Annotated in this window: 27 protein-coding genes and 1 tRNA gene; 14 read left to right on the top strand and 14 right to left on the bottom strand. The window is 69.9% G+C overall.

Annotated features, from left to right (window positions below; genetic code table 11):
* Nucleotides 1-40: 40 nt before the first annotated feature.
* From ASC58_RS03070 to ASC58_RS03105, 8 genes are all read left to right on the top strand, one after another.
* Nucleotides 41-895: a sugar phosphate isomerase/epimerase gene (locus ASC58_RS03070; protein WP_056918299.1), complete on the top strand. Its 855-nt coding sequence runs from the start codon at nucleotides 41-43 to the stop codon at nucleotides 893-895.
* Complete coding sequence (locus tag ASC58_RS03075; protein ID WP_056918300.1) at nucleotides 892-2,049, top strand: substrate-binding domain-containing protein; 1,158 nt, start codon at nucleotides 892-894, stop codon at nucleotides 2,047-2,049. Before ASC58_RS03070 ends, ASC58_RS03075 begins: the two co-directional genes overlap by 4 nt.
* Before the next feature lie 57 nt (nucleotides 2,050-2,106).
* Nucleotides 2,107-3,621, top strand: a complete 1,515-nt coding sequence (locus ASC58_RS03080; protein WP_056918301.1) for a sugar ABC transporter ATP-binding protein — start codon at nucleotides 2,107-2,109, stop codon at nucleotides 3,619-3,621.
* Between the two features lie 3 nt (nucleotides 3,622-3,624).
* Nucleotides 3,625-4,605, top strand: coding sequence for an ABC transporter permease (locus ASC58_RS03085; RefSeq protein ID WP_056918302.1), 981 nt, complete (start codon nucleotides 3,625-3,627; stop codon nucleotides 4,603-4,605).
* Between the two features lie 5 nt (nucleotides 4,606-4,610).
* On the top strand, nucleotides 4,611-5,705 hold the full coding sequence (locus tag ASC58_RS03090; RefSeq protein ID WP_056918303.1) for a Gfo/Idh/MocA family protein: 1,095 nt from the start codon (nucleotides 4,611-4,613) through the stop codon (nucleotides 5,703-5,705).
* 89 nt (nucleotides 5,706-5,794) lie between these two features.
* On the top strand, nucleotides 5,795-6,622 hold the full coding sequence (locus ASC58_RS03095) for a sugar phosphate isomerase/epimerase (RefSeq protein ID WP_200947711.1): 828 nt from the start codon (nucleotides 5,795-5,797) through the stop codon (nucleotides 6,620-6,622).
* Between the two features lie 26 nt (nucleotides 6,623-6,648).
* Nucleotides 6,649-7,278: a gluconate 2-dehydrogenase subunit 3 family protein gene (locus ASC58_RS03100; RefSeq protein ID WP_056918305.1), complete on the top strand. Its 630-nt coding sequence runs from the start codon at nucleotides 6,649-6,651 to the stop codon at nucleotides 7,276-7,278.
* Nucleotides 7,275-8,912, top strand: coding sequence for a GMC family oxidoreductase (locus ASC58_RS03105; RefSeq protein WP_056918306.1), 1,638 nt, complete (start codon nucleotides 7,275-7,277; stop codon nucleotides 8,910-8,912). The genes ASC58_RS03100 and ASC58_RS03105 overlap by 4 nt, the downstream gene beginning before the upstream one ends.
* Nucleotides 8,913-9,217: 305 nt before the next feature.
* Here ASC58_RS03105 and ASC58_RS03110 read toward each other — a convergent pair.
* Together ASC58_RS03110 and ASC58_RS03115 are read right to left on the bottom strand one after the other, a co-directional pair.
* Nucleotides 9,218-9,294 (bottom strand) — tRNA-Met (locus ASC58_RS03110).
* A gap of 108 nt (nucleotides 9,295-9,402) precedes the next feature.
* Nucleotides 9,403-12,375, bottom strand: a complete 2,973-nt coding sequence (locus tag ASC58_RS03115) for a UPF0182 family protein (RefSeq protein ID WP_235529063.1) — start codon at nucleotides 12,373-12,375, stop codon at nucleotides 9,403-9,405.
* 299 nt (nucleotides 12,376-12,674) lie between these two features.
* On the opposite strand from ASC58_RS03115, the gene ASC58_RS03120 reads away from it, so the two are divergent.
* Nucleotides 12,675-13,229, top strand: coding sequence for a PPA1309 family protein (locus ASC58_RS03120; protein ID WP_056918307.1), 555 nt, complete (start codon nucleotides 12,675-12,677; stop codon nucleotides 13,227-13,229).
* Between the two features lie 19 nt (nucleotides 13,230-13,248).
* Here ASC58_RS03120 and ASC58_RS03125 read toward each other — a convergent pair whose 3' ends face one another.
* Genes ASC58_RS03125 through ASC58_RS03135 form a run of 3 tightly spaced genes read right to left on the bottom strand, consistent with a single transcriptional unit; the run spans nucleotide 13,249 to nucleotide 15,925 of the window.
* Nucleotides 13,249-14,358, bottom strand: a complete 1,110-nt coding sequence (locus ASC58_RS03125) for a PDZ domain-containing protein (protein WP_235529064.1) — start codon at nucleotides 14,356-14,358, stop codon at nucleotides 13,249-13,251.
* 11 nt (nucleotides 14,359-14,369) lie between these two features.
* Complete coding sequence (locus ASC58_RS03130; protein ID WP_056915329.1) at nucleotides 14,370-14,834, bottom strand: molybdenum cofactor biosynthesis protein MoaE; 465 nt, start codon at nucleotides 14,832-14,834, stop codon at nucleotides 14,370-14,372.
* Nucleotides 14,831-15,925, bottom strand: coding sequence for an NAD(P)H-binding protein (locus ASC58_RS03135; protein WP_056918309.1), 1,095 nt, complete (start codon nucleotides 15,923-15,925; stop codon nucleotides 14,831-14,833). Before ASC58_RS03135 ends, ASC58_RS03130 begins: the two co-directional genes overlap by 4 nt.
* A 121-nt stretch (nucleotides 15,926-16,046) precedes the next feature.
* On the opposite strand from ASC58_RS03135, the gene ASC58_RS03140 reads away from it, so the two are divergent.
* Both ASC58_RS03140 and ASC58_RS03145 read left to right on the top strand, forming a co-directional pair.
* Nucleotides 16,047-17,450, top strand: coding sequence for a zinc-dependent metalloprotease (locus ASC58_RS03140; protein ID WP_056918310.1), 1,404 nt, complete (start codon nucleotides 16,047-16,049; stop codon nucleotides 17,448-17,450).
* Nucleotides 17,447-18,019, top strand: coding sequence for an NUDIX hydrolase (locus ASC58_RS03145; protein WP_235529065.1), 573 nt, complete (start codon nucleotides 17,447-17,449; stop codon nucleotides 18,017-18,019). Before ASC58_RS03140 ends, ASC58_RS03145 begins: the two co-directional genes overlap by 4 nt.
* A gap of 17 nt (nucleotides 18,020-18,036) precedes the next feature.
* On the opposite strand, the gene ASC58_RS03150 is transcribed toward ASC58_RS03145, so the two are convergent.
* Together ASC58_RS03150 and ASC58_RS03155 are read right to left on the bottom strand one after the other, a co-directional pair.
* Nucleotides 18,037-18,618 (bottom strand): M48 family metallopeptidase, encoded by a 582-nt coding sequence (locus ASC58_RS03150; protein ID WP_082552872.1) that lies wholly within the window; start codon nucleotides 18,616-18,618, stop codon nucleotides 18,037-18,039.
* 81 nt (nucleotides 18,619-18,699) lie between these two features.
* Nucleotides 18,700-19,524 carry an enoyl-CoA hydratase/isomerase family protein gene (locus ASC58_RS03155; RefSeq protein ID WP_056918311.1) on the bottom strand — a complete coding sequence of 275 codons (825 nt, stop codon included), beginning with the start codon at nucleotides 19,522-19,524 and terminating at the stop codon, nucleotides 18,700-18,702.
* A 131-nt stretch (nucleotides 19,525-19,655) separates the two neighbouring features.
* Here ASC58_RS03155 and ASC58_RS21320 point away from each other — a divergent pair, with 131 nt between their 5' ends.
* The 3 genes from ASC58_RS21320 (at nucleotide 19,656) to ASC58_RS03165 (ending at nucleotide 22,262) form a co-directional block, all read left to right on the top strand.
* Complete coding sequence (locus ASC58_RS21320; protein WP_164488415.1) at nucleotides 19,656-19,823, top strand: DUF5679 domain-containing protein; 168 nt, start codon at nucleotides 19,656-19,658, stop codon at nucleotides 19,821-19,823.
* Between the two features lie 121 nt (nucleotides 19,824-19,944).
* On the top strand, nucleotides 19,945-20,928 hold the full coding sequence (locus tag ASC58_RS03160) for a hypothetical protein (RefSeq protein WP_157598334.1): 984 nt from the start codon (nucleotides 19,945-19,947) through the stop codon (nucleotides 20,926-20,928).
* Complete coding sequence (locus ASC58_RS03165; protein ID WP_056918313.1) at nucleotides 20,925-22,262, top strand: AarF/ABC1/UbiB kinase family protein; 1,338 nt, start codon at nucleotides 20,925-20,927, stop codon at nucleotides 22,260-22,262. Before ASC58_RS03160 ends, ASC58_RS03165 begins: the two co-directional genes overlap by 4 nt.
* 48 nt (nucleotides 22,263-22,310) lie before the next feature.
* On the opposite strand, the gene ASC58_RS03170 is transcribed toward ASC58_RS03165, so the two are convergent.
* From ASC58_RS03170 to ASC58_RS03195, 7 genes are all read right to left on the bottom strand, one after another.
* Nucleotides 22,311-22,487 carry a hypothetical protein gene (locus ASC58_RS03170; RefSeq protein WP_157598335.1) on the bottom strand — a complete coding sequence of 59 codons (177 nt, stop codon included), beginning with the start codon at nucleotides 22,485-22,487 and terminating at the stop codon, nucleotides 22,311-22,313.
* A gap of 2 nt (nucleotides 22,488-22,489) precedes the next feature.
* The gene (locus tag ASC58_RS03175) at nucleotides 22,490-23,086 is read right to left on the bottom strand and encodes an HhH-GPD-type base excision DNA repair protein (RefSeq protein ID WP_056918314.1); all 597 of its coding nucleotides are present in this window, start codon (nucleotides 23,084-23,086) and stop codon (nucleotides 22,490-22,492) included.
* Between the two features lie 10 nt (nucleotides 23,087-23,096).
* Nucleotides 23,097-23,393: a hypothetical protein gene (locus tag ASC58_RS03180; protein ID WP_056915337.1), complete on the bottom strand. Its 297-nt coding sequence runs from the start codon at nucleotides 23,391-23,393 to the stop codon at nucleotides 23,097-23,099.
* Nucleotides 23,394-23,473: 80 nt separating this feature from the next.
* A complete protein-coding gene (locus ASC58_RS03185) occupies nucleotides 23,474-24,955 on the bottom strand; it encodes an alkaline phosphatase family protein (protein WP_056918315.1) in 1,482 nt (493 codons plus the stop codon).
* Nucleotides 24,956-25,092: 137 nt separating this feature from the next.
* Nucleotides 25,093-25,224 carry a hypothetical protein gene (locus tag ASC58_RS21780; RefSeq protein ID WP_255353222.1) on the bottom strand — a complete coding sequence of 44 codons (132 nt, stop codon included), beginning with the start codon at nucleotides 25,222-25,224 and terminating at the stop codon, nucleotides 25,093-25,095.
* A 38-nt stretch (nucleotides 25,225-25,262) separates the two neighbouring features.
* Complete coding sequence (locus tag ASC58_RS03190; protein ID WP_056915339.1) at nucleotides 25,263-25,550, bottom strand: WhiB family transcriptional regulator; 288 nt, start codon at nucleotides 25,548-25,550, stop codon at nucleotides 25,263-25,265.
* Between the two features lie 251 nt (nucleotides 25,551-25,801).
* Entirely contained in the window at nucleotides 25,802-26,056 is a 255-nt protein-coding gene (locus ASC58_RS03195; protein WP_056915340.1) for a hypothetical protein, read from the bottom strand.
* Between the last annotated feature and the right edge of the window lie 56 nt (nucleotides 26,057-26,112).

The following is a 26,112-nucleotide window of genomic DNA, read 5'->3' on the forward strand; positions in this document are numbered from 1 at the left end:
GGCTGAGACACCCCACACTGCAGACAGAACGGACTCGACGATGAGGCTCGGTTACCACACCATCACCTGGGGTGGCGTCGTGGGCGACGCCACCGGCGTGACCAGCGTCAAGGACCTCTTCTACCGCGTGAATGGCCCCATGGACCGTGCCGTAGCGGACATCGCGAGCCTGGGGTACGAGGGCGTCGAGATGTTCGACGGCAACGTGGCGGACTACGCCAACCGGCCCGACGAGCTGGCGGACCTGCTGGCCAACGCAGGCGTGGTGCTGGCAGCCGTCTACACCGGGGGCAACTTCATCTACCCGGACATCCTGAGCGACGAGCTGCACCGGGTGCGTCAGGCGGCGGAACTGGCTGCCCGCTTCGGAGCCGACAACCTCGTCGTGGGCGGCGGCGCCCGCAGGGCGTCGGGTACCACAGACGGGGACTACTCCGCGCTGGGCGCTGCGCTCGACCAGGTCACCGACATCGCCGAGGAGCTCGGGTTGGTGGCCTGCTACCACCCGCACCTGACCACCATCGTCGAGAGCCCAGATGAGCTTGACCGGCTGATGGCGCTGACCCGGATCGGCTTCTGTCCCGACACCGCCCACCTGATCGCCGGTGGCGGTGACCCCGCGGAACTGATCCGCCGGTATGCAACACGCCTGCGTCACGTGCACCTCAAGGACGTGGACGTGGCGACCACCCAATTCCTCCCCTTGGGCCAGGGGGACGTCGACTTCGAGGACGTCATCGCGGCCGTCAACGAGGTCGGCTACGACGGCTGGATCGTCGTCGAGCTCGACTCATACGAAGGCGACCCTCGTGAAGCGGCCGCCACCAGCAAGAAGTACCTCGACACGCTGCTCGCAACCGCTGGCGGCACCATCCCCTCAGGAGAGATTCGATGAAGAAGAGCACCTACCGCCTGGCGGGCTTGGCGACCGCCATCGCCTTGGCCACGGCCGGCTGCAGTTCAGCCTCCAGCGCGACCACCGGCGTCGACGCCGGAGTGTCGTCCAAAGCCGATGATGCGCTGGCGAAGATCAAGGGCACCGTCCTCAGCAAGGGGCCCAACGGCGAAGAGCCCTCCCCTGCCTCGGCGGCAGCCCTCAGCGCCGAGGAGATCACGAAGGTCAAGGGAATGAAGGCCAAGGCGGCGATCGTCATGCACTACGGAGGCAACGACTGGGCCAACGCGCAGGTGGACGGCCTGAAGAGCGAGTTCGGCAAGCTGGGCATCGACGTCGTCGCTGTCACCGACGCCAACTTCAAGCCGGACAAGCAGGTCTCCGACCTTGAGACCGTGCTCAACCTCAAGCCCGACATCATCGTCTCGATCCCCACCGACCCGGTGGCCACGGCGTCCGCGTTCAAGAAGGCCGCCGCAGCAGGGGTGAAGCTCGTCTTCATGGACAACGTCCCCCAGGGCATGAAGGCCGGCACGGATTACGTCTCTGTCGTGTCCGCGGACAACTACGGCAACGGTGTCACCTCCGCCCACCTGATGGCCAAGGCCCTGGGCGGCAAGGGCGAGATCGGCCTGGTCTTCCACGAGGCCGACTTCTTCGTCACGAAGCAGCGCTACGACGGGTTCAAGTCCACCATCACCAAGGACTACCCCGACATCAAGATCGTGGAGGAGAAGGGAATCGCGGGCCCCGACTTCGCCGGCGACGCGCAAGGTGCGGCCAACGCGATGCTGAGCAAGCACCCCACCCTGGCCGGAATCTGGGGCGTCTGGGACGTTCCCGCCGAGGGCATCATGGCCGCGGCACGTGCCTCCGGTCGTGCGGACCTGAAGATCGCCACAGAGGACCTTGGCAAGAACGTCGCAATCGCCTTGGCGAAGAACCAGCTCGTGGTCGGTCTGGGCGCACAGCTGCCCTACGACCAGGGCGTGACCGAGGCCCTGCTGGGCGCAGGTGCCTTGCTGGGCAAGAAGGCCCCGCCCTACGTCGCCCTGAGCTCGCTGCCTGTCGACCACTCGAACATCCTCGAGGCGTGGAAGCAGGTCTATCACCAGGAGCCCCCGGCCGACCTGAAGAGCTCGTACAAGAAGTAGACATCCCGGCGGGGCGGACCAGCAGCGATCCGCCCCGCCACCAGAAGGGAGTACGCGATGGGCGAGCAGAGCAGTACCGCGACAGCGGTAGAGATGCACGGCATCACCAAGGCATTCGACGGGGTGGTCGTCCTGGACAACGTCGACTTCGAGGTCCGCCGCGGCGAGGTCCATGCGCTCGCGGGGGGCAACGGCGCAGGAAAGTCGACGCTCATGAAGATCCTCCAAGGGGTCTACCGGGCCGACGAAGGGGACATCCGCGTCGACGGCGAGCCCGTAGACATCAACTCCATCCAGAGCGCGCGAGCAGCGGGCATCGGCATGGTGTTCCAGGAGTTCAGCCTGGTGCCGACTCTGACGGTGGCACAAAACATCTATCTGGCCGACGAGCCCGCTGGAAGGTTCGGTCTCATTGACGACCGAGCTGCCGTCGCGAAAGCCGCGGAGGTCTTTGCCACCATGGAGGTCTCAGTCAACCCGAAGGCGATGGTTGCCAGCCTCGGAACTGCTTACTGGCAGCTCACCGAAATCGCCAAGGCGCTGGCCCAGAATGCCCAGATCCTCATCATGGACGAGCCCACGGCGAGCCTGGCCAAGCACGAGACCGAGGCGCTTTTCGACCTCATCGGCCGGATCAAAGAGCGCGGAATCTCGATCATCTACATCTCCCACCGGATGGACGAGATCTACCGAATCGCCGACCGCATCACCATTCTTCGCGATGGGAAGCGCCTCCTCACCGAGCCGCTGGCTGCGGTCACGCCCGAGCAGATCGTCGAGGGGATTGTCGGCAAGAAGATCGAAGGTCAGATGAACTACCGCGAACGGGAGGGTCTCGACCAGCGGGAGGCCCTGCTGGAAGTATCCGGGCTGACCAGTGGTCCCCTGGTGCAGGACGTCTCATTCACCGTCCACGCAGGCGAGATCATCGGGCTCGCCGGCCTCATGGGAAGTGGACGCACCGAGCTCGCCCGGACCCTCTTCGGGATCGACAAGGCCACGAGCGGAACCATCCGCCTGCGGGGCAGGGAGATCACCGTCAACGACCCCCGCGCCGCGATCGGTCACGGACTCGCGCTCATCCCGGAGGACCGTCGCGAGCAAGGACTGGTCCTGGACCATTCCGTACGCGAGAACCTGCTCCTCCCCCTGCTGGGGAAGCTCAAGAAGGGTCCGCTGCTCGACGGGAAGGCGGGAAAGGCCATGTCCTCCAGCCTCATTCAGCGGTTTGCCATCAAGGCAACCAACCCGAATCGGCCCATCCGTCTGCTCTCGGGCGGCAACCAACAGAAGGTCGTGATCGCCAAGTGGCTGGGCACCGAACCCGACGTCCTCATCCTTGACGAACCCACCGCGGGAGTGGACATCGGGACCAAGTCCGAGATTCTCGACATGGTCCGCGCCCTCGCTGATGTCGGCAAGGCCGTCATCCTCATCTCCTCGGAGTACCCCGAGCTCCTCGCGGTCAGCGACCGCATCCTCATCCTGCGTGACGGCTCTGTGACCCGCGATCTGCGGCGCAGCGAGATCGCCGACGAGGAATCCCTTCAACTGGCCGTTCAAGGAGTCTGACCCATGGTCACCATCGCACCGAACCAAGAGAACACCGCACTGGGCTCATTTCAGAGCCGCATGTCCACGATCGACTGGCGCCGCTACGTCATCTACATCGGCTTCCTGGTCGTCTTTGCCTTCTTCGCAGTCCTGTTGCGGGACCAAGGCTTTCTCTCCTCCAACAACCTGCTCAACATCTTCCGCCAGACCGCGACGATCACGGTCATCGCTGTGGGTATGACCTACGTGATCGCCTGTGCCGAGATCGACCTGTCCGTGGGCTCAGTGGCAGGACTGTCGAGCGTCGTGACCGCCATGGCTATTTCCAGCTGGGGTCTCATCCCGGGCGTCCTCGCCGGACTCGCGGTGGGCCTTGCCGTGGGCACGGTGAACGGTGCCCTGGTGAGCCTGCTCGGTATCCCGTCCTTCCTTGTGACGCTGGGCATGCTCGGCATCGCCGCAGGGGTGGCGCAATGGATAACCTCCTCGGCGCCGCAGCCCATCCTGAACGACACGTTCAACCTGATCTTCGGTGGTGGAAACTTCGGTCCAGTTCCCGGCCTGCTCGCGTGGAGCGCCATCTTCGTGACCATCGGCGCCATCGTGCTGGCCAAGACGCGCTTCGGCCGTCAGGTGCTCGCGACAGGCGGCAACCGCACCGCGGCTCAGTTCACTGGGGTGAACACACGCAGGATCAAGTTCCAGGTGCTGCTCCTCTCCGCCACGGTCGCCAGCTTTGCCGGAATGCTCTATGCGGGCCGGCTGCAGTCTGGACGGTTCCAGTGGGGCGCAGGCGACGAGCTGTCCGCCATCGCGGCGGTGATCCTCGGCGGCACCAGCCTCTTCGGGGGCGCAGGATCGGTGGTCGGCACGCTCGTCGGTGCGCTGCTCATCGGCCTGATCAACAACGGCCTGATTCTTGCCGGACTCGACAGCAGCCAGCAGCAGGTCGTCCGCGGCGTCATCATCATCCTGGCTGTCGCGCTCGCGCGGAAGAAGTGAGTCGCATGCCCGCACTGCGAGCTGGAATCATCGGCGCCGGCTTCATCGGCGGTGTGCACGCGTATGCCGTGCGAGCAAGCGGAGGAGTGGTGACGCAAGTCGCCGACCACTCCCCCGAGGCAGCCACCCACGCCGCGGTTCGGCTCGGAGCCAGGTCAGGCGCCGAGTCCCCCGAGGCACTCATCGCCTCCGACGACGTCGACGTCGTGCACATCTGCACACCGAATGACACGCACTACGACCTGGCGCTCGCCGCAATGCAGGCCGGGAAGGCGGTCATCTGCGAGAAGCCGCTGGCCACCTCGGTGGAGCGCGCCGCCCTGCTGGCCGAGACGGCCGAGTCCACGGGCGCGGTCACCGCAGTGCCGTTCATCTACCGCTTCTACCCCTCCGTCCGTGAGGCGAGGCACCGCATCTCCAGCGGACAGGCGGGAGACCTGTGGATGCTGCACGGCTCGTATCTCCAGGACTGGCTCTCCGGCTCACAGGAAACGAACTGGAGGGTGGACCCGGCCATCGGCGGTGGGTCGCGAGCCTTCGGCGACATCGGTGTCCACTGGTGCGACGTCATGGAGTTCACCACCGGACACCGCATCACACGTCTCGTGTCCCGGATGTCCCAGGCCCACGCCAGCCGGGCAGGCACCGACGGCAGTTCGGTGGTGGGCACCGAGGACGGCGCGACCGTGATGTTCGAGACCGACCGCGGCGCGACCGGCTCGGTGGTAGCCAGCCAGGTATCGCTGGGCCGCAAGAACCGGCTCTGGTTCTCCTTCGACGGGACCGAGGCGGCTTACGTCTTCGACCAGGAGCTCCCGGACTCTCTGTGGATCGGTGGGCGGTCCTCCAGCCAGATAGTCCCCCGTGGGCCGGATACGTTCACCGCCGGTGGCGGCGCCGACTACTCGCGCCTGCCTGCCGGGCACCCACAGGGGTACCAGGACAGCTTCACCGCGTTCATGGCGGATGCGTATGCCGCGGTGTCCGGCCCGCGGCCCGAGGGGCTTCCCAGTTTCAGCGACGGCCACCGGGCCGCCGTCATCACCGAGGCCGTCCTGGCCTCGGCTGCGAAGGACTCCTGGGTGGAGGTGCCCTCGTGAAACTCGGGTTCCTCACGGCCTGCCTTCCGGACCGGCCCCTCGAAGACATTGCCAGGTGGGCGGCGGAGCACGACTATGAGGCGCTGGAGGTGGCAGCTTGGCCGGCACTTGGTGATCGACCGTTCACAGCGAGCCACATCGTGGCTGAGTCGTTCACCGACGGCGACGCCGAGAAGATCCGTGCGCTGTTCGAACACCACGATCTCACCCTGTCGTCCCTTGCGTTCTACGACAACAACCTTCACCCTGACCTTAGGGAACGACAGGCGATCAACGACCACGTCATCGCGTGCATCGATGCTGCCGCTCTCCTCGATGTCCCTACCGTCGGGACGTTCATCGGCCGCCATCCTGGCCAGAGCGTGGCGGACAACCTTCGCGAGGCCGAGAGGATCTTCCCGCGACTCGTGGACCACGCCGGCCAGAAGGGCGTCAAGCTCGTCATCGAGAACTGCGTCATGGAGGGCTGGCACCCCGACGGTTATCCCGGAAACCTTGCGTACTCCCCTGAGCTCTGGGAGTGGATGTTCGGGCTGGGCCTCTACCTGAACTACGACCCGTCCCACCTGGTCTGGATGGGCATCGACCCTGTGGAGGCGCTGCGCCCCTACGTGGACCGCGTCGCGCACGCCCAGGCCAAGGACATCGAGCTGTTCCCGCACAAGCGGAACCGGTTCGGCTGGCCCGGGATCGCAGACAAGAGCGCGGACCCGTGGGACGTCGGTTGGTGGCGGTACCGCATCCCCGGTCGCGGTCAGGTCGACTGGAACGGCGTCGTGGACACGCTCTACGAGGGCGGGTTCGACGGCGTGCTGTCGGTGGAGCACGAGGACCCGGTCTGGGGCGGCAGCGAGGCCCGGATCGAAACCGGGCTGCTCGTCGCACATCACACCTTGCGACCACTCATCATCGCCTGACCCCCACGACTCGAACGGAGGCCCCCATGGCTGACATCTTCCTCGACGCCCACCAGCGGGAGACGACAGAGGCGGCAATGGCCCGGATCATCCCGACTGACGACACACCCGGCGCACGCGAGGCCGGCACGATCGACTTCCTCGACCGCTACCTGTCTGGCATCGACTACATCTACGCCCTTCCCGACGGGACCGGGTTCGAGACGCTCACTGGACTGCGCGCGCAGGCCTGGCAGCAACGGGTCGACCACGCGCGTGCGGTGTACGTCGCAGGGGTCGTCGAGCTCGACAAGCGTGCCAACGACGCCCACGGAAGGTCCTTCGTCAAGCTCGATGACGCCGAGCAGGACGACATCCTTCGCGGGCTCGAGCATGGCACGAGCGCTCCGACCATCAACTACGGGGGGCCCGAAGAGCCGGCGCTGCAGCAGACCAGCGCCGAGTCCGACCTCGACTTCTTCGGCCTGCTCGTGACGCACACCCGCCAGGGCTTCCTGGCAGATCCGATCTACGGCGGCAACCGTGGCCAGGTCGGCTGGCAGACCATCGGCTTCCCCGGGCCGAAGGATCTCGCGGAGGTGCACACCGGCCGCTACACCACCCACCAGTACTTCTCTGACAACCCGACCCACCGCAGCCTGGAGGAGTCCTCATGACCATCCCCGCGACCAAGCCCGAGAGAGTCGATGCCGTGATCATCGGCGCCGGCGCCTCCGGGGCAGCCGCGGCCAAGGTGCTCACCGAGGGTGGCATGCGCGTGGTCGCCCTCGAGAAGGGGCCCTGGCGCACCAAGGAGTCCTTCGGCGGAGACGAGCTGGCCAACGTCAACCGCTACAACCTCTGGCCCGATCCACTGCTGAACCCCCGCACATCGCGGCGCGACACCGAGAGCGAGGCGGAGGTCGACCTCTTCTGCCCGGTTCCGCAGATGGTCGGTGGCGGGACGGTCCACTGGCAGGGGTGGCTCCCCCGATTCACCGAGAACGACTTCCGCCTGCGCAGCATCGCGGGCGAACTGCCCGGGACCTCACTTGCCGACTGGCCGATCACGTACGCCGAGCTGGAGCCCTACTACGACAAGGTCGAGTGGGCCTTCGGAGTCTCGGGACAGGCCGGAGCGAACGCGTTCGAGTCCTTCCGTTCCCGGGGCTACCCCTGCCCGCCGATGCCCCAGTCCCGCTACGCCGAGAAGTTCCACCTCGGCTGCGAACAACTCGGCTGGAACTCCTTCCCGACTCCGCAGGCGGCCCTGTCTCAGCCGTTCAACGGGCGGCCCGCCACGGTCATCAGCGCCTTCGCGCAGCAGCACGGCGATCCCAGTGGCACCCGGTCCAGCGCACTGAACGTGTTCATCCCCGATGCTGTCGCCACGGGCCGGTACGACCTTCGGGCGGACTCCTACGTTCGCGAGCTCACGGTCGACTCTCAAGGTCGCATCCAGAGCGCCGTGTACGAGGACTCCGCGGGTCGACTCGTGGAGCAGGAGGCCGATGTCTTCATCCTTGCCTGCGGCGCCGTGGAGACCGCCCGGCTGATGTTGCTGTCGACCTCCTCGAGGTTCCCCAACGGACTCGCCAACGGCAACGACCTCGTGGGGCGCAACGTCACCTTCCATGAGTACAGCGCGTCGGTCGGCACCTTCGAGGACCCGATCAATGCCTGGGCCGGCGGCGGCTATGTCAGCGCGAGCAGCTTCCAGTTCTACGAGCACGACGACTCCAGGGGGTTCGTCAGTGGTGGGCACATTGCTGCCGCCGGAGTCGGCATACCACTGCCCATCAACTGGGGACTGCCGGGTCGACCCACCTGGGGCGCCGAGGCCAAGCAGAACGATCGCGACTACTTCAGCCACAGCATGGCGGTCGCCATGGTCCTGCACGACATGCCGCAGCACGACAACCGGGTCGACCTCGACCCCAACGTCAAGGATGCCTGGGGACTGCCCGTCGCCCGCATCACCCTTCAAACCCACCAGAACGACATCGACCAGGGCAGGTTCCTGGTCGACCGGTGCGGGGAGATCCTCGACGCTGCGGGGGCCAAGCAGGTCGACCGCGTCTACGCCGAGAAGGTGACAGGCAACTGTTCTCACCAGCACGGCACCGCCCGGATGGGTGACGACCCCGCATTGTCAGTACTGGACCGCAACTGCCGCGCCCACGAGGTCGACAACCTGTTCGTTGTCGACGGCTCTCCGTTCCCCACGGCAACAGGAGCGAACCCGACACTCACCATCATGGCCAACGCCTGGCGGGTCTGCGACCACATCTTGTCGAACCGAGCGAGCTAGTCAGAGACAGGAAGACTCCGACCGGGTACTGCACGTCACAGGAGCACCACCCAAGGAGAAAATCACCCAAGGCTCTGTGGCGGGCGCTGACTGGCGATCGCCCGGATATCGACCCGGCGACATCCCGAATTGGCGGCATCCGGCGTCCGGCCGGGCGTCTCATGCGTTTCTGCCTCGTCCCAGGTGTCCCAAGCGGTCCCGCTCGTCCCGGAGCCCTCGACGCCCGCTGGCTACGCATTTGGCTACAGGTGCCAACGCCAGAGGCCCTCTCCTCGAAAGGAAAGGGCCTCTGACCTGCTACTTCGTGGTAGCGGGGGCAGGATTTGAACCTGCGACCTCCGGGTTATGAGCCCGGCGAGCTACCGAGCTGCTCCACCCCGCGTCGGTAGACCCAACCTTACGGGACGGCCCGCGCCATCTCCAAATCGTCCCCGGCGGGTGCTGCGGGGCGGCCGCCGGAGGACTCGGGCGAGTCCCCCGGCAGCCCTCCTCACGGGGTCGTCGCGCTCGGAGCCGGCGTGGTCGTGGTCGCCGACGGGGACGGCGACACCGTCGCGCTGCCGCCCTTCGGTGACGCGGCCACGGCCCGCTTGATCGCGTCGTCGAGCTTCTTCTGCGCCTCGCCGTAGGCGGCGAAGTCGTTCTTGCGCAACGCTTCCTGACCCGCGGCATACGCGGCCTGGAGGTCGGAGAGCGCCTGGGCGAGCGCCGCCGGGTTGGCGACACCGGTGCTGCTCGGGCTGGGCGTCGGCGTGCTGCCGCCACCGGTGCCGCTCGGGCTCGGCGTGGGGGTGGGGGTCGTGGCCCCACCGGTGCCGGAGTCGCCCGCGGTCGCGCCCGAGTTGCCGCCGAAGAGGCCGTCGAGCGCCCCGTCGAGGGTGTCGGACCACGCCAGCTTGTTGCCGAACGCCACGACCGTGGCCCGTGAGAGCGGGAACGCCGTCGTGCTGCTGGCGCTGACGTAGATCGGCTGGACGTAGAGCAGTCCGCCACCGACCGGCAGGGTGAGCAGGTTGCCCAGCGTCACGCTGGAACCCGGCTGCCGCGCGTTGTTGAGGAACTGCGACAGCGTCAGGCTGAAGGCCGCCGAGGTCTGGTTGGACGACCCGATGTCGTTCTGGACCTGTCCGGGACCCTTGACCTGACTGTCCTTGGGCAGCTCCAGCAGCCGCAGCGTGCCGTAGTCGTTGCTGGGTTGACCCGCCGTCCGGCCGGCATCGGCGTCGACCGCGAGGAAGCCCGAGAGCACCTGCCGGTCACCGACCGGCTTGAAGGTCGTCGTCAGCGAGAACTTGGCGGCAGCCTGCTCCGGCATCTTCAGCGTCAGGTAGTACGGAGGCTGGTCGACGTTGCGCGCCTCCTGCGCCGGGTCCTCCGGGACCTCCCAGAAGTCCTGGCCGCCGTAGAAGGACGCTGCGTCGGTCACGTGGTACTTGGTGAGGATCTTGCGCTGCACCTTGAACAGGTCCTCGGGGTAGCGCAGGTGCGCCATGAGGTCGCTGCTGATCTGCGACATCGGCAGGACCGTGTTGCCGAAGGCCTTGCTCCACGCCTTGAGCACCGGGTCCTTGTCGTCCCACGAGTAGAGCTTGATCGAGCCGTCGTAGGCGTCGACCGTGGCCTTGACCGAGTTGCGGATGTAGTTGACCTTGCCCGCGCCGATCGCCTGCACCGCGCTGGAGCGCGCGGTGACCGAGTCGGACGTGGCCGTGTCGACCTCGGTGAGCTTGGAGTACGGGTAGTCGGCCGAGGTCGTGTAGCCGTCGATGATCCACTGGATCCGGCCGTCCACGACGGCGGGGTACGGGTTGCCGTCGGGGGTGAGCCAGGGGGCGACGCGCTCGACGCGCTCGAGCGGCTCGCGGTGGTCGAGGATCCGGCTGTTGTCGGTGACCGCGTCCGAGAGCAGGAGGTTGAGCTCGCGGTACTTGAGGGCGTAGGCCGCCTGGCGCGCGAACGAGCTCAGCGCCACACCACCCTTGCCCGCGTAGGTGTTGTTCTTCTGCCCCGCCGTGCTGTTGTCCGGGTAGTCGAACTCGCGCGGCGATGCACCCGAGGCTCCACCGACGATGGAGTACGACGGGGACTTCTCGCCGAAGTACACGCGCGGCTCGTAGTCGCCGAGCTTCCCGGTCGGGGGGATGTTGCGCTCGTAGAAGACCGGCTCGCCGTCCGCGGTGCGCTGGTTGCCGTAGGCCGCCACCACGCCGTAGCCGTGGGTGTAGACGGTGTGGTCGTTGAGCCAGTTGCGCTGGTTGAGGGGCACCCCGGCCAGGTCGAGCTCGCGCACGGCGACGACCGTGTCGCTGACCTTGCCGTCGACGTTGTAGCGGTCGACGTCGAGGGCGTCGGGGAAGGCGTAGTAGGACTTCACCGACTGGAGCTGCTTGAACGTCGGCGACACCACGATCGGGTCGACGAGGCGGATGCCGGGGATCGTCTCGGCGTCGTCACGCAGCTGGCCCTGGCTCGCCTCGGTGGTCGCCGTGTACGGCGTGGTCTTGACCGACTCGATCCCGAACGCTGCGCGGGTCGCCTTGATGCTGCGCTCGATGTATGGCTGCTCGAGGGACTTCTCCGAGGGCTTGACCTGGAAGCGCTGCACGAGCGCCGGGTAGATGTTGCCGACGACCAGGGACGTGATGACGAGCAGGGCGACACCGACGACCGGCAGGCGCCAGGAGCGCGTCCAGATCGAGGCGACGAAGATGCCCGCGACCATGACCGCCGCGACGGCGAGGATCGCCTTGGCCGGCAGGACGGCGTTGGCGTCGGTGTACCTGATGCCGGTCAGAAGCGTGGAGTCCTTGACGGACAACGAGTACCGGTCGAACCAGTAGGTCGCCGCGCGGACGAGGACGAGCACCGCGACGAGGATCGCCAGGTGGGTGCGGGTCGCCCGGGTGGTGCGCTCGGCGCGCGTCTGGATCTGCAGGCCGCCGTAGACGTAGTGCGTGAACGCGGCGGCGAGCAGGGCCATGACCAGCGCCATGGTGAAGAACCCGAGGAGGAACCGGATCCACGGCAGGGTGAAGACGAAGAAGGACAGGTCGAGGTTGAACTGCGGGTCCTTGGTGCCGAACGAGCTGCCGTTGCGCCACAGCAGGAAGGTCTGCCACTGGCCCGCGGCACCGGTGCCGGCGAGCAGCCCGAGCACCGCCGGGACCGCGAAGATCGCGATCTTGCGCAGCGGCTCGATTGCCTCGCGGTACTGGTCGAGGTTCTGCTGCTGCGCCGTGACGGGGGCGTAGATCGGCCGGGTCCGGTAGGCGATGAGCAGGCTGGAGGCGACGAGCGCCGCCGTGATGACGAACCCGATGACGAACAGGACGATCTTGGTCACGAGCTGCGTGGTGAACACGTTCTCGTAGCCGACCGACTTGAACCACAGCACCTCGGTCCACAGCGAGGACCCGATCGAGATGAGGAAGCCCAGCGCCACGAGGATGAGGATCGTCGGCACGAGCGGGCCTCGGCGCCTGCCGAAGCTCAGGGTCGGGGGTCGCCGACCGCCGGCCCCTGCCCCACCGGGGCGCGGGGCACCGTCGCCCCGACCCCCTTCGCCGCCCGGTCCGTCCTGCCCGAACCACTCTGAAGAACTCACTCCACGCCCGATCTGCCGCGCCGCCTCCCACGATGGGGGCCTGCTGGTAGTGGGACCAACTTACCGAGCGCGCCTGTGGTTCCCACGGCAACCTCGGTCACGCCTTGGCGTCGGCTGGCAACCCGCTGGGAATGCCGCGTGCGCGCCCCCGGTCGGCGATGCGGCACGATGGGCGCGTGAGCCAGACGTCCCGACCTGTCGCCGACCCGCTGTCCATCGCCGCCCTCGACACCGAGAAGCACGTCGCGGCGTCGGGCTGGGACCAGAACCCACGCCTGTTCGCCCTCGTGCCGACCTCGGACCTGGTCGCGCGCGAGCCGCACCTGCGGGCCCAGCTCAAGGGCGCCGACCTCGCCGAGGGCGCCCTGAGCGCCATCGAGCAGGAAGACCTCCCGAAGACCTCGAACCTCGAGTCGCTGCTCGGCGGCATCGCCTGGCCCGAGAGCGTCGTCGGGGCCGCCCTGGCCGTCGAGCGGATCGTCGTGCCCCCGGAGGCGGAGCGCGACCTCCCGGTCCACGCCGAGTCGGCCGTCGACGCCCTGGCCGCGCACCCGAAGCGGCAGGACGTGCGCCTCCTCGTCGCGGTGACCAGGGACGGGCAGAGCCGGTGCCTGCTGCGCCAGCGCGCCCATGACAGCGACGACCAGGTGGCGCTGGGCGAGGACATCGCACCCGGTCTGGTGCACGCGCTGCGCGCGACGCTCCAGGACTGACCGGGGCCGCCCGCCTCGCCTACTTGGTGCAGGTCGGCAGGCTGGACGCCTTGCCCGCGGCGATCGCCTCGACGGAGCTCCTCGCCTCGTCGAAGGTGCTGATCCTCACGACCGTCAGGCCGTCCGGGACGTGGCCGACGACCTCGTCGCAGTTCTGCGCCGGCGCGAGGAAGAACTTCGCGCCGCCGTCGCGGGCTCCCACGAGCTTCTGCCGGATGCCGCCGATGGGACCCACCGTCCCGGCCGCGTCGATCGTGCCGGTGCCGGCGATCTTCTTGCCACCGGTGAGCGCGCCGGGGGTGAGTCGGTCGTAGACACCGAGAGCGAACATCGTTCCGGCAGAAGGGCCGCCGACGTTCCCGGCGTCGATCTTCACGTCGAACGGGAACTCGAACTTGGTCCCGAGGAAGATCCCCACGGTCACGCGGCCGTCGGAGTCGCGCGTCTTGGCCGCGACGTCGACGGTGCTCCCGTCGCGCTGGAGCTTGAGGTCGACGGTCTCCCCCGCCTTGTGGGCGCTGACCGCCTTGCGGATCGAGTCGGGCCCGTCCACGGTCTTGCCGTCCACGGCGAGCACCTCGTCGCCGGCCTTGAGCAGGGCGGCCGACGGCGCGTCCTTGGCGACCTGCCCGATGACCGTGTGGGTCGTGACCTTCTGCCCGGTGGCCTTGAGCGCCACGGCGATCGCCTCCTGCTGGGAGTCGATCATCTCCGCGGTGCTCTCCTCCTCCACCTGCTTGTCGGTGACGCCCTTGGGGAAGTACAGCTCCTCGTCGACGACCTCCTCGCTGGGGTCGAGCTTGCCCTTGAGCACGTCCCAGATGGTGACGCGGAAACCGGGCCCACCGGAGACCCGCACGGTGGTGAAGTCCAGCGCACCCTCGGTCGGGTAGGTCTGGGCACCCGAGACGGTGATGAGGTCCTTGCCCGACAGCTGCCCGAGCGTGTTGGTGATCGGGCCGGGCTTCATGACGACGTAGGGCAGGCCCACGAGGGTCGACAACGCCCCGAGGGCGATCGCGAGGAACAGGGCGATGAGGCTCGCCGAGGAACGCCGCCCGAGGCGGTAGGGATCGGTCTGGCCGGGACCGCCGCGCTGGCCGGCCTCCACGATCGGGGACGGCGTCATGCCGGGAGTGGTCACGGGAGGCCCACCCACTCGTCGGACCCGTCGGTGAACTGCTGGTGCTTCCAGATCGGCACCGTGGACTTCAGGGTGTCGATGAGGTCGCGGCAGGCGTCGAAGGCCTGCCCCCGGTGCGGGGCGGACACGGCGGCCACGACCGCCATGTCGCCGATCTCGAGGTGCCCGACGCGGTGGACCGCCCCGAGCCGCGCGACGGGGTGGCGCTCGGCGACCTCGCGGCAGACCTTCGCCAGCGCGTCGACGACGGTCGGGTGCGCCGAGTAGTCCAGCGCGGTGACCGGGGCACCGTGGTCGTGGTCGCGGACGACGCCCACGAACAGCGCGATCCCGCCGCACTGCGGGTGCCGGACGACCCCGAGCACCTCGTCGACGCTCAGGGGCTCGTCCCGGACGTCGCACAGGACGACCTCGGCACTGGTCGACAGCTCGCTGGTCGACCCGGTGGTCGGCTCGGTCATCCGGTCGCACCCTTCCTGCGGCGACGCCGCATGATCGCCGCCGTGCCCACGAGGGCGACAGCGGCACTGGCCGCCCCGAGGGCGGCGTCCTTGCGGTCCAGGCGTCTCGCCGCGACCGCGTGTGAGCCCCGGATGGCGTCCAGGAGGACACCGAGGCACGTCTCATTGTCATGGACCGGCACCCAACCGCGACCCAGCAGGGTGTGGGAGGAGACCGCCCACGGGAAAGCCACGAAGGCCAGGTCGCTGGCGGGTGCCGGCAAGACACCAACGCGGTGGAGGCGGTCGGCAGTTCCCATCGCGGCGCCCAGGCTCAGCTCGACCTGCCGCATCCCGGTGAGGCGCTCGAGGTCCGCCTGGGTGAGGTGACCGGGGGCGCCTGCGGCCACCGCCCCCTCGATCCCGCGGGCGACCACGAGCGCCACCGCCGACCCGAGGTCGTCGACGTGGCAGAACTGCCAGGCGGGGGCGGCACCACGCACCGTGAGCAGCCGCGGCGCCTCGAAGTGCCTGGTCGCGACCGTGTCGACCCCGTCCCCGACGAGGGCCGCGGGGCGGACCACGGTCAGCTTCAGCCCGGGGTGCACGTCGCGGGCGACGGCCACGAGCTGCTCGACATCCATGAGGTCGCCGACCTGGCCCTCGTCGGCCGGCGCGCGCAGCGGGGCGTCGTCGGCGAGGGGCACCGGGTTGTCCGGCAGGGCGCCGTACACCTGTGCGCCGGTGACCACGACGAGGTGGCGCACCCCCGCAGCGGCTGCCGCGGTGATGACGGTCTGGGCGCGGCGCAGGTTGCGCTCGCGGCGCGGACGGGTGCCGAGGGCGAGGTCCTGCTCGAGGTCCGTGCTCGCCGCCACGTATGCCGCGGCGTGGACCCCCGTCAGCGCGCGCACCAGGGCGGGGTCGGCCGGGTCGGCGAGGCGGAACTCGACCCCACCGACGGCCGGGCGTTCGGTGTCCACGGCCACGACGCTGCCGATGCGCGACTCGGAGCCCGGCTCCCCCGGTGCCGCGTGGCCGCGGGCGGCGGCGGTGACGAGCGCGCGCAGCACGGCGTGGCTGGCGGCGTCGGCGGTACCCACGACGGCCACGTCGATGGCGCTACGCCGCGAGCGAACGCCGCCTGCTCCGGCGCGCGCAGGGGAACTCACCATGGCCTCCGCGTGGTTGTCTAGGGAAAGCCCATCCTCTCAGGACTGCCGAGGAGCCGTTGTGCCCGACCACCCCCAGACCCCCGACGAACCCACCGAGTCGGGTCTGCCGCCCGAGCTCGAGCAGATGATCGCCAGGATCACCGGCGGACCGATCGACCCCGAGATGGCGCGCACCCTCAAGGACATGGGGATCGACCAGGTGGACCCGGCGATGCTGCAGATGATGATGGGCCAGGTGCAGGCGATGTTCGCCAGCACCGACGAGGGACCGTTCAACGTCGCCCTCGCCACCGACACGGCACGCAAGACCGTCTCGGCCGCCGGCGACGCCAGCGTCAGCGAGGCGACGGCGCGCCAGGTCGCCCAGGCCGCCCAGGTCGCCGAGCTGTGGCTCGACGAGGTCACGGCGTTCGAGGCGCCCGGCATCACCACGCACGCCTGGAGCCGCGCCGAGTGGGTCGAGGCGACGATGCCCACGTGGCGCACCCTGGTGGAGCCGGTGGCCGAGGGTGTGGGGCGCGCCGTGGGCGACGCCATGCGCGCGCAGATGAAGGAGCTGGGCGACGGGGCCGCCCTGCCCGAGGGACTCCTGCCGGCGGGGATGGACCCGTCCGCGCTGATCGGCCAGATGGAGCCGATGATGGCCAAGATGAGCGGGTCGATGTTCGGCCTGCAGGTGGGTCAGGCGCTCGGCGCACTGGCCACCGAGACCGTCAGCGGCACCGAGGTCGGTCTCCCGCTGGTGGCGGACCGGTCCGTCGTCCTGCTGCCGGCGAACGTCGAGGCGTTCGCCGAGGGCCTGGGCGTCGACCTGGACCAGGTCCGGCTCTACCTCGCCGTGCGCGAGGCGGCCCGGGTCCGGCTGTTCTCCGAGGTGCCGTGGATCGGCCCGCAGCTGCTGGCGGCGGTGCGCGACTACGCCCGCGACATCAGCATCGACACCGACCGCATCGAGTCGGCCCTGACCTCGGTCGACACCAGCGACCCGACTGCCCTGCAGTCTGCGCTGCAGGACCAGCTCTTCCGCCCCGAGCCGAGCGCCAGCCAGCGTGCTGCCCTGGGACGACTGGAGACCTACCTCGCCCTCGTCGAGGGGTGGGTCGACGTCGTGGCCGACCGCGCCACCCGCGACCACCTGCCGCAGGCAGCCGCCCTGGGCGAGGCCGTCCGCCGTCGCCGGGCCATCGGTGGCCCGGCCGAGAAGGCGTTCTCCGGTCTCGTCGGACTGGAGCTGCGACCGCGTCGCCTCCGTGACGCGGCCAACCTCTGGGCCGCGCTGGAGGACCGCCACGGGCAGAAGGGCCGGGACGGCGCGTGGGGCCACCCCGACGTCGCGCCGACCGCTGCCGACCTCGACGACCCGCTCGGGTACGTCGACCGTGTCGGTGGGTCCAGCGACTCCGAAATGGACGCCGCGCTCGACCAGCTGCTCAGCGAGGGTGAGCAGGGCCCCGAGCAGTGACCGACCAGATCCCTCCCGGCTACCTCGTCCTGCGGGACGACGCCGTCCGGGTCCTGCAGGCCTGGGCCGCACCCGACGACCAGCAGGAGACGCTGCGGGTCGAGCTGCTCGAGCACTGCCGGTCCCATCCCGACGCGCTGTCGAAACAGGGTCCACCCGCCCACCTGACGGCCAGCGCCCTCGTGCTCAACGCCTCACTGGACAAGGTCCTGCTGACCCTGCACGCGAAGGCGGGCCTGTGGCTGCAGTTCGGCGGCCACTTCGAGCCCGGCGACCGGACCGTCCTCGGAGCCGCCACCCGCGAGGCCCGGGAGGAGTCGGGGATCGCCGGCCTCGAGCTGGCACCGGAGCTGGTGCACCTGGACCGGCACCGGCTGCTGGCCGCGGGGTTCGGCAGGTGCAGCGAGCACCTCGACCTCCGGTACGCCGGTGTCGCCCGCGACGAGAGCGCCTACGCCGTCAGTGACGAGTCGCTCGACGTCGCCTGGTGGCCGGTCGGTGCGCTGCCGCCCGAGAGCGCCCACGAGATCGGACCCCTCGCGCGCGCCGCCCGCAGGCAGCTGGGCTGACCGACGCGCGGGACGGGTCAGTCGGTGGCCACGACGTCGAGGGCGGCCTGCTCGGCATCCCCGTCGACGCCGTCCACGACCTCGTCGTCCTCGGACAGGTCGAGCCCTGCCGTGGCGGCGACACCCTCGAGGTAGCCGCGGGCGCGCTCGGTGCGCGGGTAGGCCTTCAGCAGGCGCCAGAAGTCCGGCCCGTGGCCGGGGGCCAGCAGGTGGGCGAGCTCGTGGAGGATGACGTAGTCGAGGACGTAGGCCGGCATGCCCTTGACCCGCGCCGAGATCCGGATCGTGCCGTCGGCGGGGGTGCACGAACCCCACCGGGAGTTCTGGTTGGTCACCCAGCGGATGCTCGACGGCTTCGCCAGGCCCCCGAGGTAGCGCTGGGAGAGGTCGGCCGCCCGCTTCTGGAGCTGGCTGTCACTCGGCCGGCGGCGCTGGTCGCCCTTGTCGAGCTTGTCGACCATGGTGGCGACCCACTGCTGCTCCTCGGCGCGCGTGAACCGCGCGGGGATGAGCACGATGGTGCGACCGTTCTCGCGGTAGGCGCTCACGGTGCGACGCCGGCGCCGGCTGCGCCTGACCTCGATGTCAGTACTCCCCATGTGACCACGATAGGTGACGGATCTGACATCGCCGGTGATCTGCGCCGCGACACCCGTGCAGGTCAGCGGGCCGGCGCCCCCCTACTTCCCCTGGAACCGCGGGGTGCGTCGCCCGGCCGCAGCGTCGATGCCCTCGTGGACGTCGTCGGTCGCCAGCGTCGTCGCCTGGGCCAGCGCCTCCCACTGCAACGCCGTCTCGAGGTCGGCGTGACCGCCCCCGCGAAGCGCCTGCAGCGTCAGCCGGGTCGCGACCGGGGCCGCAGCGGCGATGCGGTCCGCGGCCGCGAGCGCCTCGTCCAGGACGTCCGCGGCGGGCACGGACCGGGAGACCAGCCCCAGGCGAAAGGCCTCGTCGCCGTTGATGATCCGGCCCGTGAGCAGCAGGTCGCGGGCCACCGCCTGACCGGCGACGTCGGGCAGCGACCACGTCGTGGCCATGCCCGGGTGCAGCCCCAGGGAGGTGAACGGCACGCCCAGCTTCGCGTCAGCGGCGGCATACCTCAGGTCGCAGGCGAGGGCGATCGCGAACCCGGCCCCGATCGCCGACCCGTTGACGGCCGCGATGGTCGGCACCTCGAGGTCACGGATCGAGAGCCAGGAGCGGTAGAAGGCGAGCATCCGCGAGCGCAGGTCGGAGACGGCCGCGTCCGGTTCGGAGACGATCCAGGAGAGGTCGCCGCCGGCGCAGAACGCCGGAGGCGCACCGGTCACGACGACCGCTGCGAGGTCGGGGTCGAGGCGCAGCAGGCCCATGAGGTCGACCCACGACGCCGTCATGGCGGCGCTCATCGAGTTGCGGCGGTCCGGCAGGTCGAGGGTGACCACCGCGACCCGGCGTCCGGCGCTCTCACGGCTCGTGACCTGCAGATCTTCGAACGTCTCGTCCCGCCACTGTCGACCCGTCATGGCGCGAAGCCTAGGGGCGGAGCTGAGCACGAGGGACACACCCCCCTTGCGCGATTTTGTGCTCAGCATGGTCTACGGTGGCCGAAGTCCGACGGCGCAGCGTGCGCCGAGATCGACAAGGAGACATGGCGATGGCTGAAGAGACCCAAGAGACCTACAAGGGCGAGTTCTACTGCGTGAAGTGCAAGGAGAAGCGCGAGGCCGAGGGCCGTGTCGTGGAGACGAACGGCCGCCGCATGGCCAAGGGCGTCTGCCCCGTCTGCGGGACCAACCTCAACCGCATTCTCGGCAAGGCCTGATCCAGGCCGACCCCATCGCGAGGGGCGGGTCCGACCACACGGTCGGGTCCGCCCCTCGCGGCGTTTCGTCCCCTGTGGATGGCGCCCGGCGGCCGCCATCGGCTGTGCCACCCTGTCGCAGGTGACCCGCCGCCCCCTCCTGCGCACCGTGTGGCCGGCGCTGCGACGAGGCCCCGGACAGGTGCAGTTCGGCACCGCGGCCGAGCACGCGGTCGTCGTCGGTGGGCTGACCGAGCCCGAGGTCGTCTCGCTGGAGGAGCTCGACGGCACGCGTGACCTCCCGGTCGCCCTGACCAGCGGCACCGGCGCCACCCTCCTCGAGGAGCTCGTGGCCTGCGGACTCGTCGTCGAGGCCGCACCTGCCTCGACCGTGCCCCCGGTCGTGCGGGCCGTGCTCGCACCGGACGCGGACGCCCTCGTCCGGACGAGCTGCCCACCCGCCGCCGGGTATGCGGCGCTGTCCGCCCGCCGCGCGGCCCACGTCGTCGTCGCCGGCCGAGGGGACCTGCCGGCCGCCCTCACCGCCGCGCTCCGGCGGGCCGGGATCGGACGCGTGTCGCACGGTCCGCGCTCGGCCGACGACTGGGAGCACGTGGCCCTGCGCGAACGGCCGCCCGTGCCCCGACCGGACGTGGTGGTGCTGCCCGCCTCGGGCGCCCTCGAACCGGCTGCGGCGCACTCGTGGCGTCGTCGCGGCACACCCGTCCTGCCGGTCCTCATGCACGACGTGGAGGCGGTCGTCGGCCCCTTGGTCGTGGCGGGCGGGCCCTGCCTGCGCTGCCTCGACCTGACGCGGGCCGACCTCGACCCGGCCTGGCCGGCCCTGCTCGGCCAGCTCACCCGACCGGGTGTCGGCGCCGGGCACGACGTCGGCGGTGAGACGACGCTGGTCGGGATGGCCGCGGGCATGGCGGCGATGGTCGTGCTCGGGGTGGTCGACGGGCAGCCCCTCCCGGCGGGTCGATCCCTCGAGGTGGGCCTGCCGTGGCCCCGCGTCCGGCAGCGTGAATGGGCCGTCCACCCCCGCTGTTCGTGCGCCGTACAGGTGACCTACGACCCACCCGCCGACGCGAATCCTGCGAGACAGGTGAGAATGGCTGGATGAACGAGCTCCCACGCCGTGCTGTCACCCGCACGGCCCGTCTGGCCAGCCTGCCCCTCGGCTTCGCAGGTCGTACGGCGGTCGGGCTCGGCAAGCGCGTCGGGGGCAAGTCCGCAGAGGTCGTCGCGGCCGAGCTGCAGGCCAGGACCGCGGAGCAGCTGTTCAAGGTGCTCGGCGAGCTCAAGGGCGGCGCGATGAAGTTCGGCCAGGCCATGTCCGTCATGGAGGCCGCACTGCCGGAGGAGATGGCCGCGCCCTACCGCGCCACCCTCACCAAGCTGCAGGAGGCCGCTCCCCCGCTCCCCGCGGCGACGGTGCACGCCGTCCTGGCGGAGGAGCTCGGCCCGCGCTGGCGCACGGCGAAGTTCGAGTCGTTCAACGACACGCCGGCCGCCGCTGCCTCGATCGGGCAGGTCCACAAGGCCGTGTGGCGCGACGGCCGCGAGGTCGCCGTGAAGATCCAGTACCCGGGAGCCGGCAAGGCCCTGCTGTCCGACCTCAACCAGCTCGCCCGGGTCGCCCGGCTCGCCGGTGGCTGGATCCCCGGCATGGACATCAAGCCGATCACCGACGAGCTGAAGTCGCGCATGTCCGAGGAGCTCGACTACAACCTCGAGGCCGCCAGCCAGCGCCGCTTCGCCAAGATCTTCCGCGACGACGAGCGGTTCGCCGTGCCGGACGTGCTGGTCAACAGCGAGCACGTCATCGTCTCGGAGTGGATGGACGGCATCCCGCTGTCCACCATCGTCGCCAAGGGCACCCGCGCCCAGCGTGACGCCGCGGCCGAGCGCTACATGGAGTTCCTGCTCGTCGGTCCGGCCCGCGCAGGCCTGCTCCACGCCGACCCGCACCCGGGCAACTTCCGCCTCCTCGAGGACGGCCGCCTCGGGGTCATCGACTACGGCGCGGTCAACCGGCTCCCCCAGGGCCTGCCGCCCGCGATGGGTTCGCTCGCCGCCGCCGCGCTGTGCGGTGACGCCCGGGCCCTCGAGGCCGGGCTGCGCTCCGAGGGGTTCATCAAGCCCACGATGTCACTGGACGCCCAGGCCCTGCTGGACTACCTGCAGCCGTTCATCGACCCGCTGCTGCACGAGGAGTTCACCTTCAGCCGCGAGTGGCTGCGCAACGTGGCGGCCCACGTCAACGACGTGCGCCGGCCCGAGTTCCTCGTCGGCATGAAGCTCAACCTGCCGCCGTCGTACCTGCTGATCCACCGGGTCTGGCTGGGCGGCATCGGAGTGCTGTGCCAGCTGAACGGCACCATCCCGGCACGCGACATCGTCATCGAGCACATGCCCGGGCTCAAGCTGCACACCCTGCCGCCGCCCATCGACTGAGCTCCACCGCACCCACCCGCGCACGCACGTGCGGCCGCGGCGGTGAGGTCACCACCAGGCGCTGTCGAGCTTTCCCTCGATGCTGCGCAGGTGCTCGCGGCTGCACCGGTCGCAGGTCCAGACGTCCCGGCCGTTCTCGATGCCCCGGGTCCAGGTGATCGTGGCGAGCGCCGGGTCCGGAGCCGTGGCCCCGCAGGTGGCGCAGACGGGCGACTCGTCCGACACGCTCAGCCCTTGCTGCCCTTGCCAGCCGCCTTGGCCTTGGCCTCCGCCTTGGCGGCCTGCTTGAACTCGCGGACCTTGGCCAGCGACTGCGCATCGACGACGTCGGCCACCGAGCGGTAGCTGCCGTCCTCGGCATACGGGCCGACGGCCTCCTGCCACCCGGCAGGCCGGACGTCGAGCTGCTTGCCGACCAGGGCCGCGAAGATCCGTGCCTTCTGGTCGCCGAACCCGGGCAGCGCCCGCAGCCGAGCCAGCAGGTCCCGGGCGTCCTCGGCGTCCTGCCAGATCGACTCGGCCCGGCCGCCGTACTCGTCACGGACGACCACAGCGAGCTGTTGGACCCGCCCGGCCATCGAGCGGCCGTAACGGTGGATGGCCGGCGGCGTGGAGCACAGGTCGGCGAAGGCCTCTGGTTCGGCCTCCGCGATCGCTGACGGCGACAGCGTCCCGAACCGCTCGAGGATCTTCCACGGACCGCGGAACGCGTGCTCCATGGGGTACTGCTGGTCCAGCAGCATCCCCACGAGCAGGGCGAACGGGTCCGAGCTGAGCACCTCGTCGGCGGCGGCGTCCTGGGCGATCCGGATCTGCGTGGCCATGCCCACCAGCCTAGCCAGCCCTCGACCGGTCGGCCCGGGCCTTCGTGTCACGACGTTCGGCGTCCCTGCCGTCCAGTCGGCGTGCCCGGCCGAACGCGAAGACCTGGGCTCCGATCATGCAGACCCCGAACAGCAGGCCCGGGGCCGGGTCGCGACGGAGGTCGTACCACCCGAGCAGGTCCTCGACGAGGAGGATCACCACCAACAGCCCCACGTTGCTGACGAGGAGTCCGCGCCAGGTGCTCGGCTTCCAGGCCAGCGCCCGTCCCACGGGGGACCCGACCACCTTCACCCACCACTGCGCCATGGGATGAGTCTGTCTCGCCCGAGCGGGCGGCACCACGGCGATGCGTGACCACGCAACAGCCGGCCTCGCGCTGCGAGCGGTCAGAGGAGGTAGACGAACCCGGGGCCCTCGTCGCGGTAGGGGATGCCGAGCGACTCGAGGACCGGGGTCCACGAGCCGGTGACGTCAGGGTCGGCTGCCTCGAACCCATGGTCTGCCGTGAGCAGGAAGGTGACCTCGTCCAGGACACCCAGTCGCTCGAGGTGGTCCAGGAACGCCACCAGCCGCGCGTCGCTCTGCCGCAGCGAGTCCCTGGCCATCTCCGAGCGCGGTCCGCCGCCGTGGTGACCTGCGTCGGTGACGACGTTCGCCCACCAGGTCAGGGTGGGGGCGCTGTCGGCGTCCTCCCACAGCTGGAGCACCTGCTGGAGGCCCAGGTCGTCGACCTGCACGCCCCAGGAGAAGTAGGCGTCCTCCAGGTGCTCGGGGTGGGCAACGAACGGGGAGGCCGTGGGGTCCGGCAGCAGGTCGCCCAGGCCCGTGGTCGCCGCCTCGAACCCGCCCGCCTGACGCAGCAGTGCCATCGTTCCGTAGTCGGCCCCTCGGTCGATCGCCTCGTCCACGCTCGCCGTACGCGGCGAATCTCCTTGCTGCACATGCTCGTTCACCATCTCGAACACGGTCCGCACCGAGGGCCGCAACCACTCGGCGCTGCGGTGCCACGTCCCCGCGTCGTTGGGCACGACCTGGTCACCGGTCGAGCGGTCGTAGAAGACGTTGCCGAGCACGCCGTGCCTCCCGGGGCCGACCCCGGTGAGGATCGAGGTGTGGTTGGTGAGCGTGACGCTCGGGAACTCCGCCACCGCTCCCCCGTCCAGGGCGAGGCCTCGGTCGATGAGCCGTGCGACCCCGGGCAGCTCCCCCGACTCGGCCAGGGCGAGCAGCTCACCGCAGTGCGCCCCGTCCCAGAGGATCCCCACCACCCGTGGGCGGTGCCCGGAAGGAAGGTCCTCCAGGTATGCCGTCAGCGCGCGACCGTCCAGCGGTGCGCCGTGGGCGTCGACGAGGTCGGTGGGAGGCACCCCGGACAGGACGGCGAGCGTGGGACCCACGTCCACGAGCCGGGCGTGGTCGTCCACCCGGCCGAGTCGGCGTACACCCGGCCCGGACATGACGAGGGGCGCCCGCGACTGGATGACGTCCAGCGAGCCGTGCTCCCCTGCGTGCCCACCCTCGTCGGGGAAGTGGTGACGTGGCGTGTGGACCACAACGAGGTCGGGGCTGCGGTCGGGGTCGGCGAACAGCGAGAGGATGCGCTGCGCCGCATACGGGTAGGCGTTGTCGGTGGACACCAGCGGGCCCGGGGCCTGCAGCTCACGCTCGTAGGGCAGGAAGGCCATGGGACTGGTGTCGGGCACCGGGTCGATGCCGGACATGACCTCGTGGTGGCCGTCGGGGTGCAGCCGCACGCAACCCAGGTGGTTGGCCGCCATCGCCGCGCCGTCCTCCACCCACACGACCAGGTCGACGACGCGAGCGAGGTCCGGGACGGTCAGGGCGGCCACGACCTCGTCGAGCGACATGCGGCGAGCCTAGGGGGACGGCCGCCGCCGGGCAGGAGGTCGGGCCCGGACGCCACCGCGAGCACAGGCAGCGGGACAAGGAAGAACCCGCCGGGACCTCCCCAGAGCGGGGGTCCCGGCGGGTTCGCGGGCCGGGGTCACCGGGCCAGCATGCGAGGCATGGCGAGCAGCATGTCGTGCTGCGCCTGTGCCTCGAGCCGGCGCTGGTACTCCCGTTGGCGACGCTGTCGATGAGCGCGCGCCAGGTCGGCGTACAAGGCCTGGAACATGGTGGATCTCCTGGTGTGGTGACGAAGGAAGGTGGTGGTCATGCGGCCACCGGGTTCTTGCGCGGACGGCCACGCGGACGCTTGCGGGCGACGATCGCTCCCTGGACGAGGAGCTCACCACCCCAGACGCCCCACGGCTCGGCACGGTCGATGGCCCCTGCGAGGCAGGCCAACCGGGCTGGGCACGTGTGGCACAGCGACTTGGCGAACTCGACGTCGGCCGGGCTCTCGGCGAACCACATCTCGGCGTCGTTCTCTCGACACGGGATGCCGGCGCCTGAGGTCGCGGCCTGCTCGTTCAGGTCGTGGAGTGCGCTCAACTGCATCGGGTGTCACCTCCCTCTTCTCGTCCCGCCACGGTGGTGGCGAAGGTTTTCGTTGCGTTCTGGCCGGTTGGTCCCCGGTCGGGGGCCGGCCTGTTCTCTTCGGTGGTGTCGTGCTGCTTCATGTGGTGCTGCTTCTTCCTGCAGTGCGTGGAGCGTGCGTGGAGCGGAAGAAATCCGTGGGGACAAACAAAAAGGCCGCGGATCCCGGATGTCGGGTTCCGCGGCCTTGGAGGGGCCTGCTGGCTGGTGGCCTAGACAGGTGGCTCTCCGAAGGGACGGAACGCGAGATCCTTGGTGCTGGGGGTGGCGTCGAAACCGCCGATGTAGCCCACCGGGGCCTGGACATCGGCATTCGCGCGGACGGCGACGGACGCGGGCACAGCGATCCCCTGGAACTGGGAAACCCATCCACGCGTGCTGACGAGGAGCTGACGGCCGGCCTCGGGGCACACGGAACGGACGCGGGACATGTGCGTCGCGTCGATCGTCATCGTGATGTTCTCCATGGGGCCAACCTCCTTCGTCATGTCGTGGTGACCGGGTCGCTGTACCGCCCGGGCGT

This window comes from Phycicoccus sp. Root101, from assembly GCF_001426245.1.
Taxonomy (GTDB): domain Bacteria; phylum Actinomycetota; class Actinomycetes; order Actinomycetales; family Dermatophilaceae; genus Pedococcus.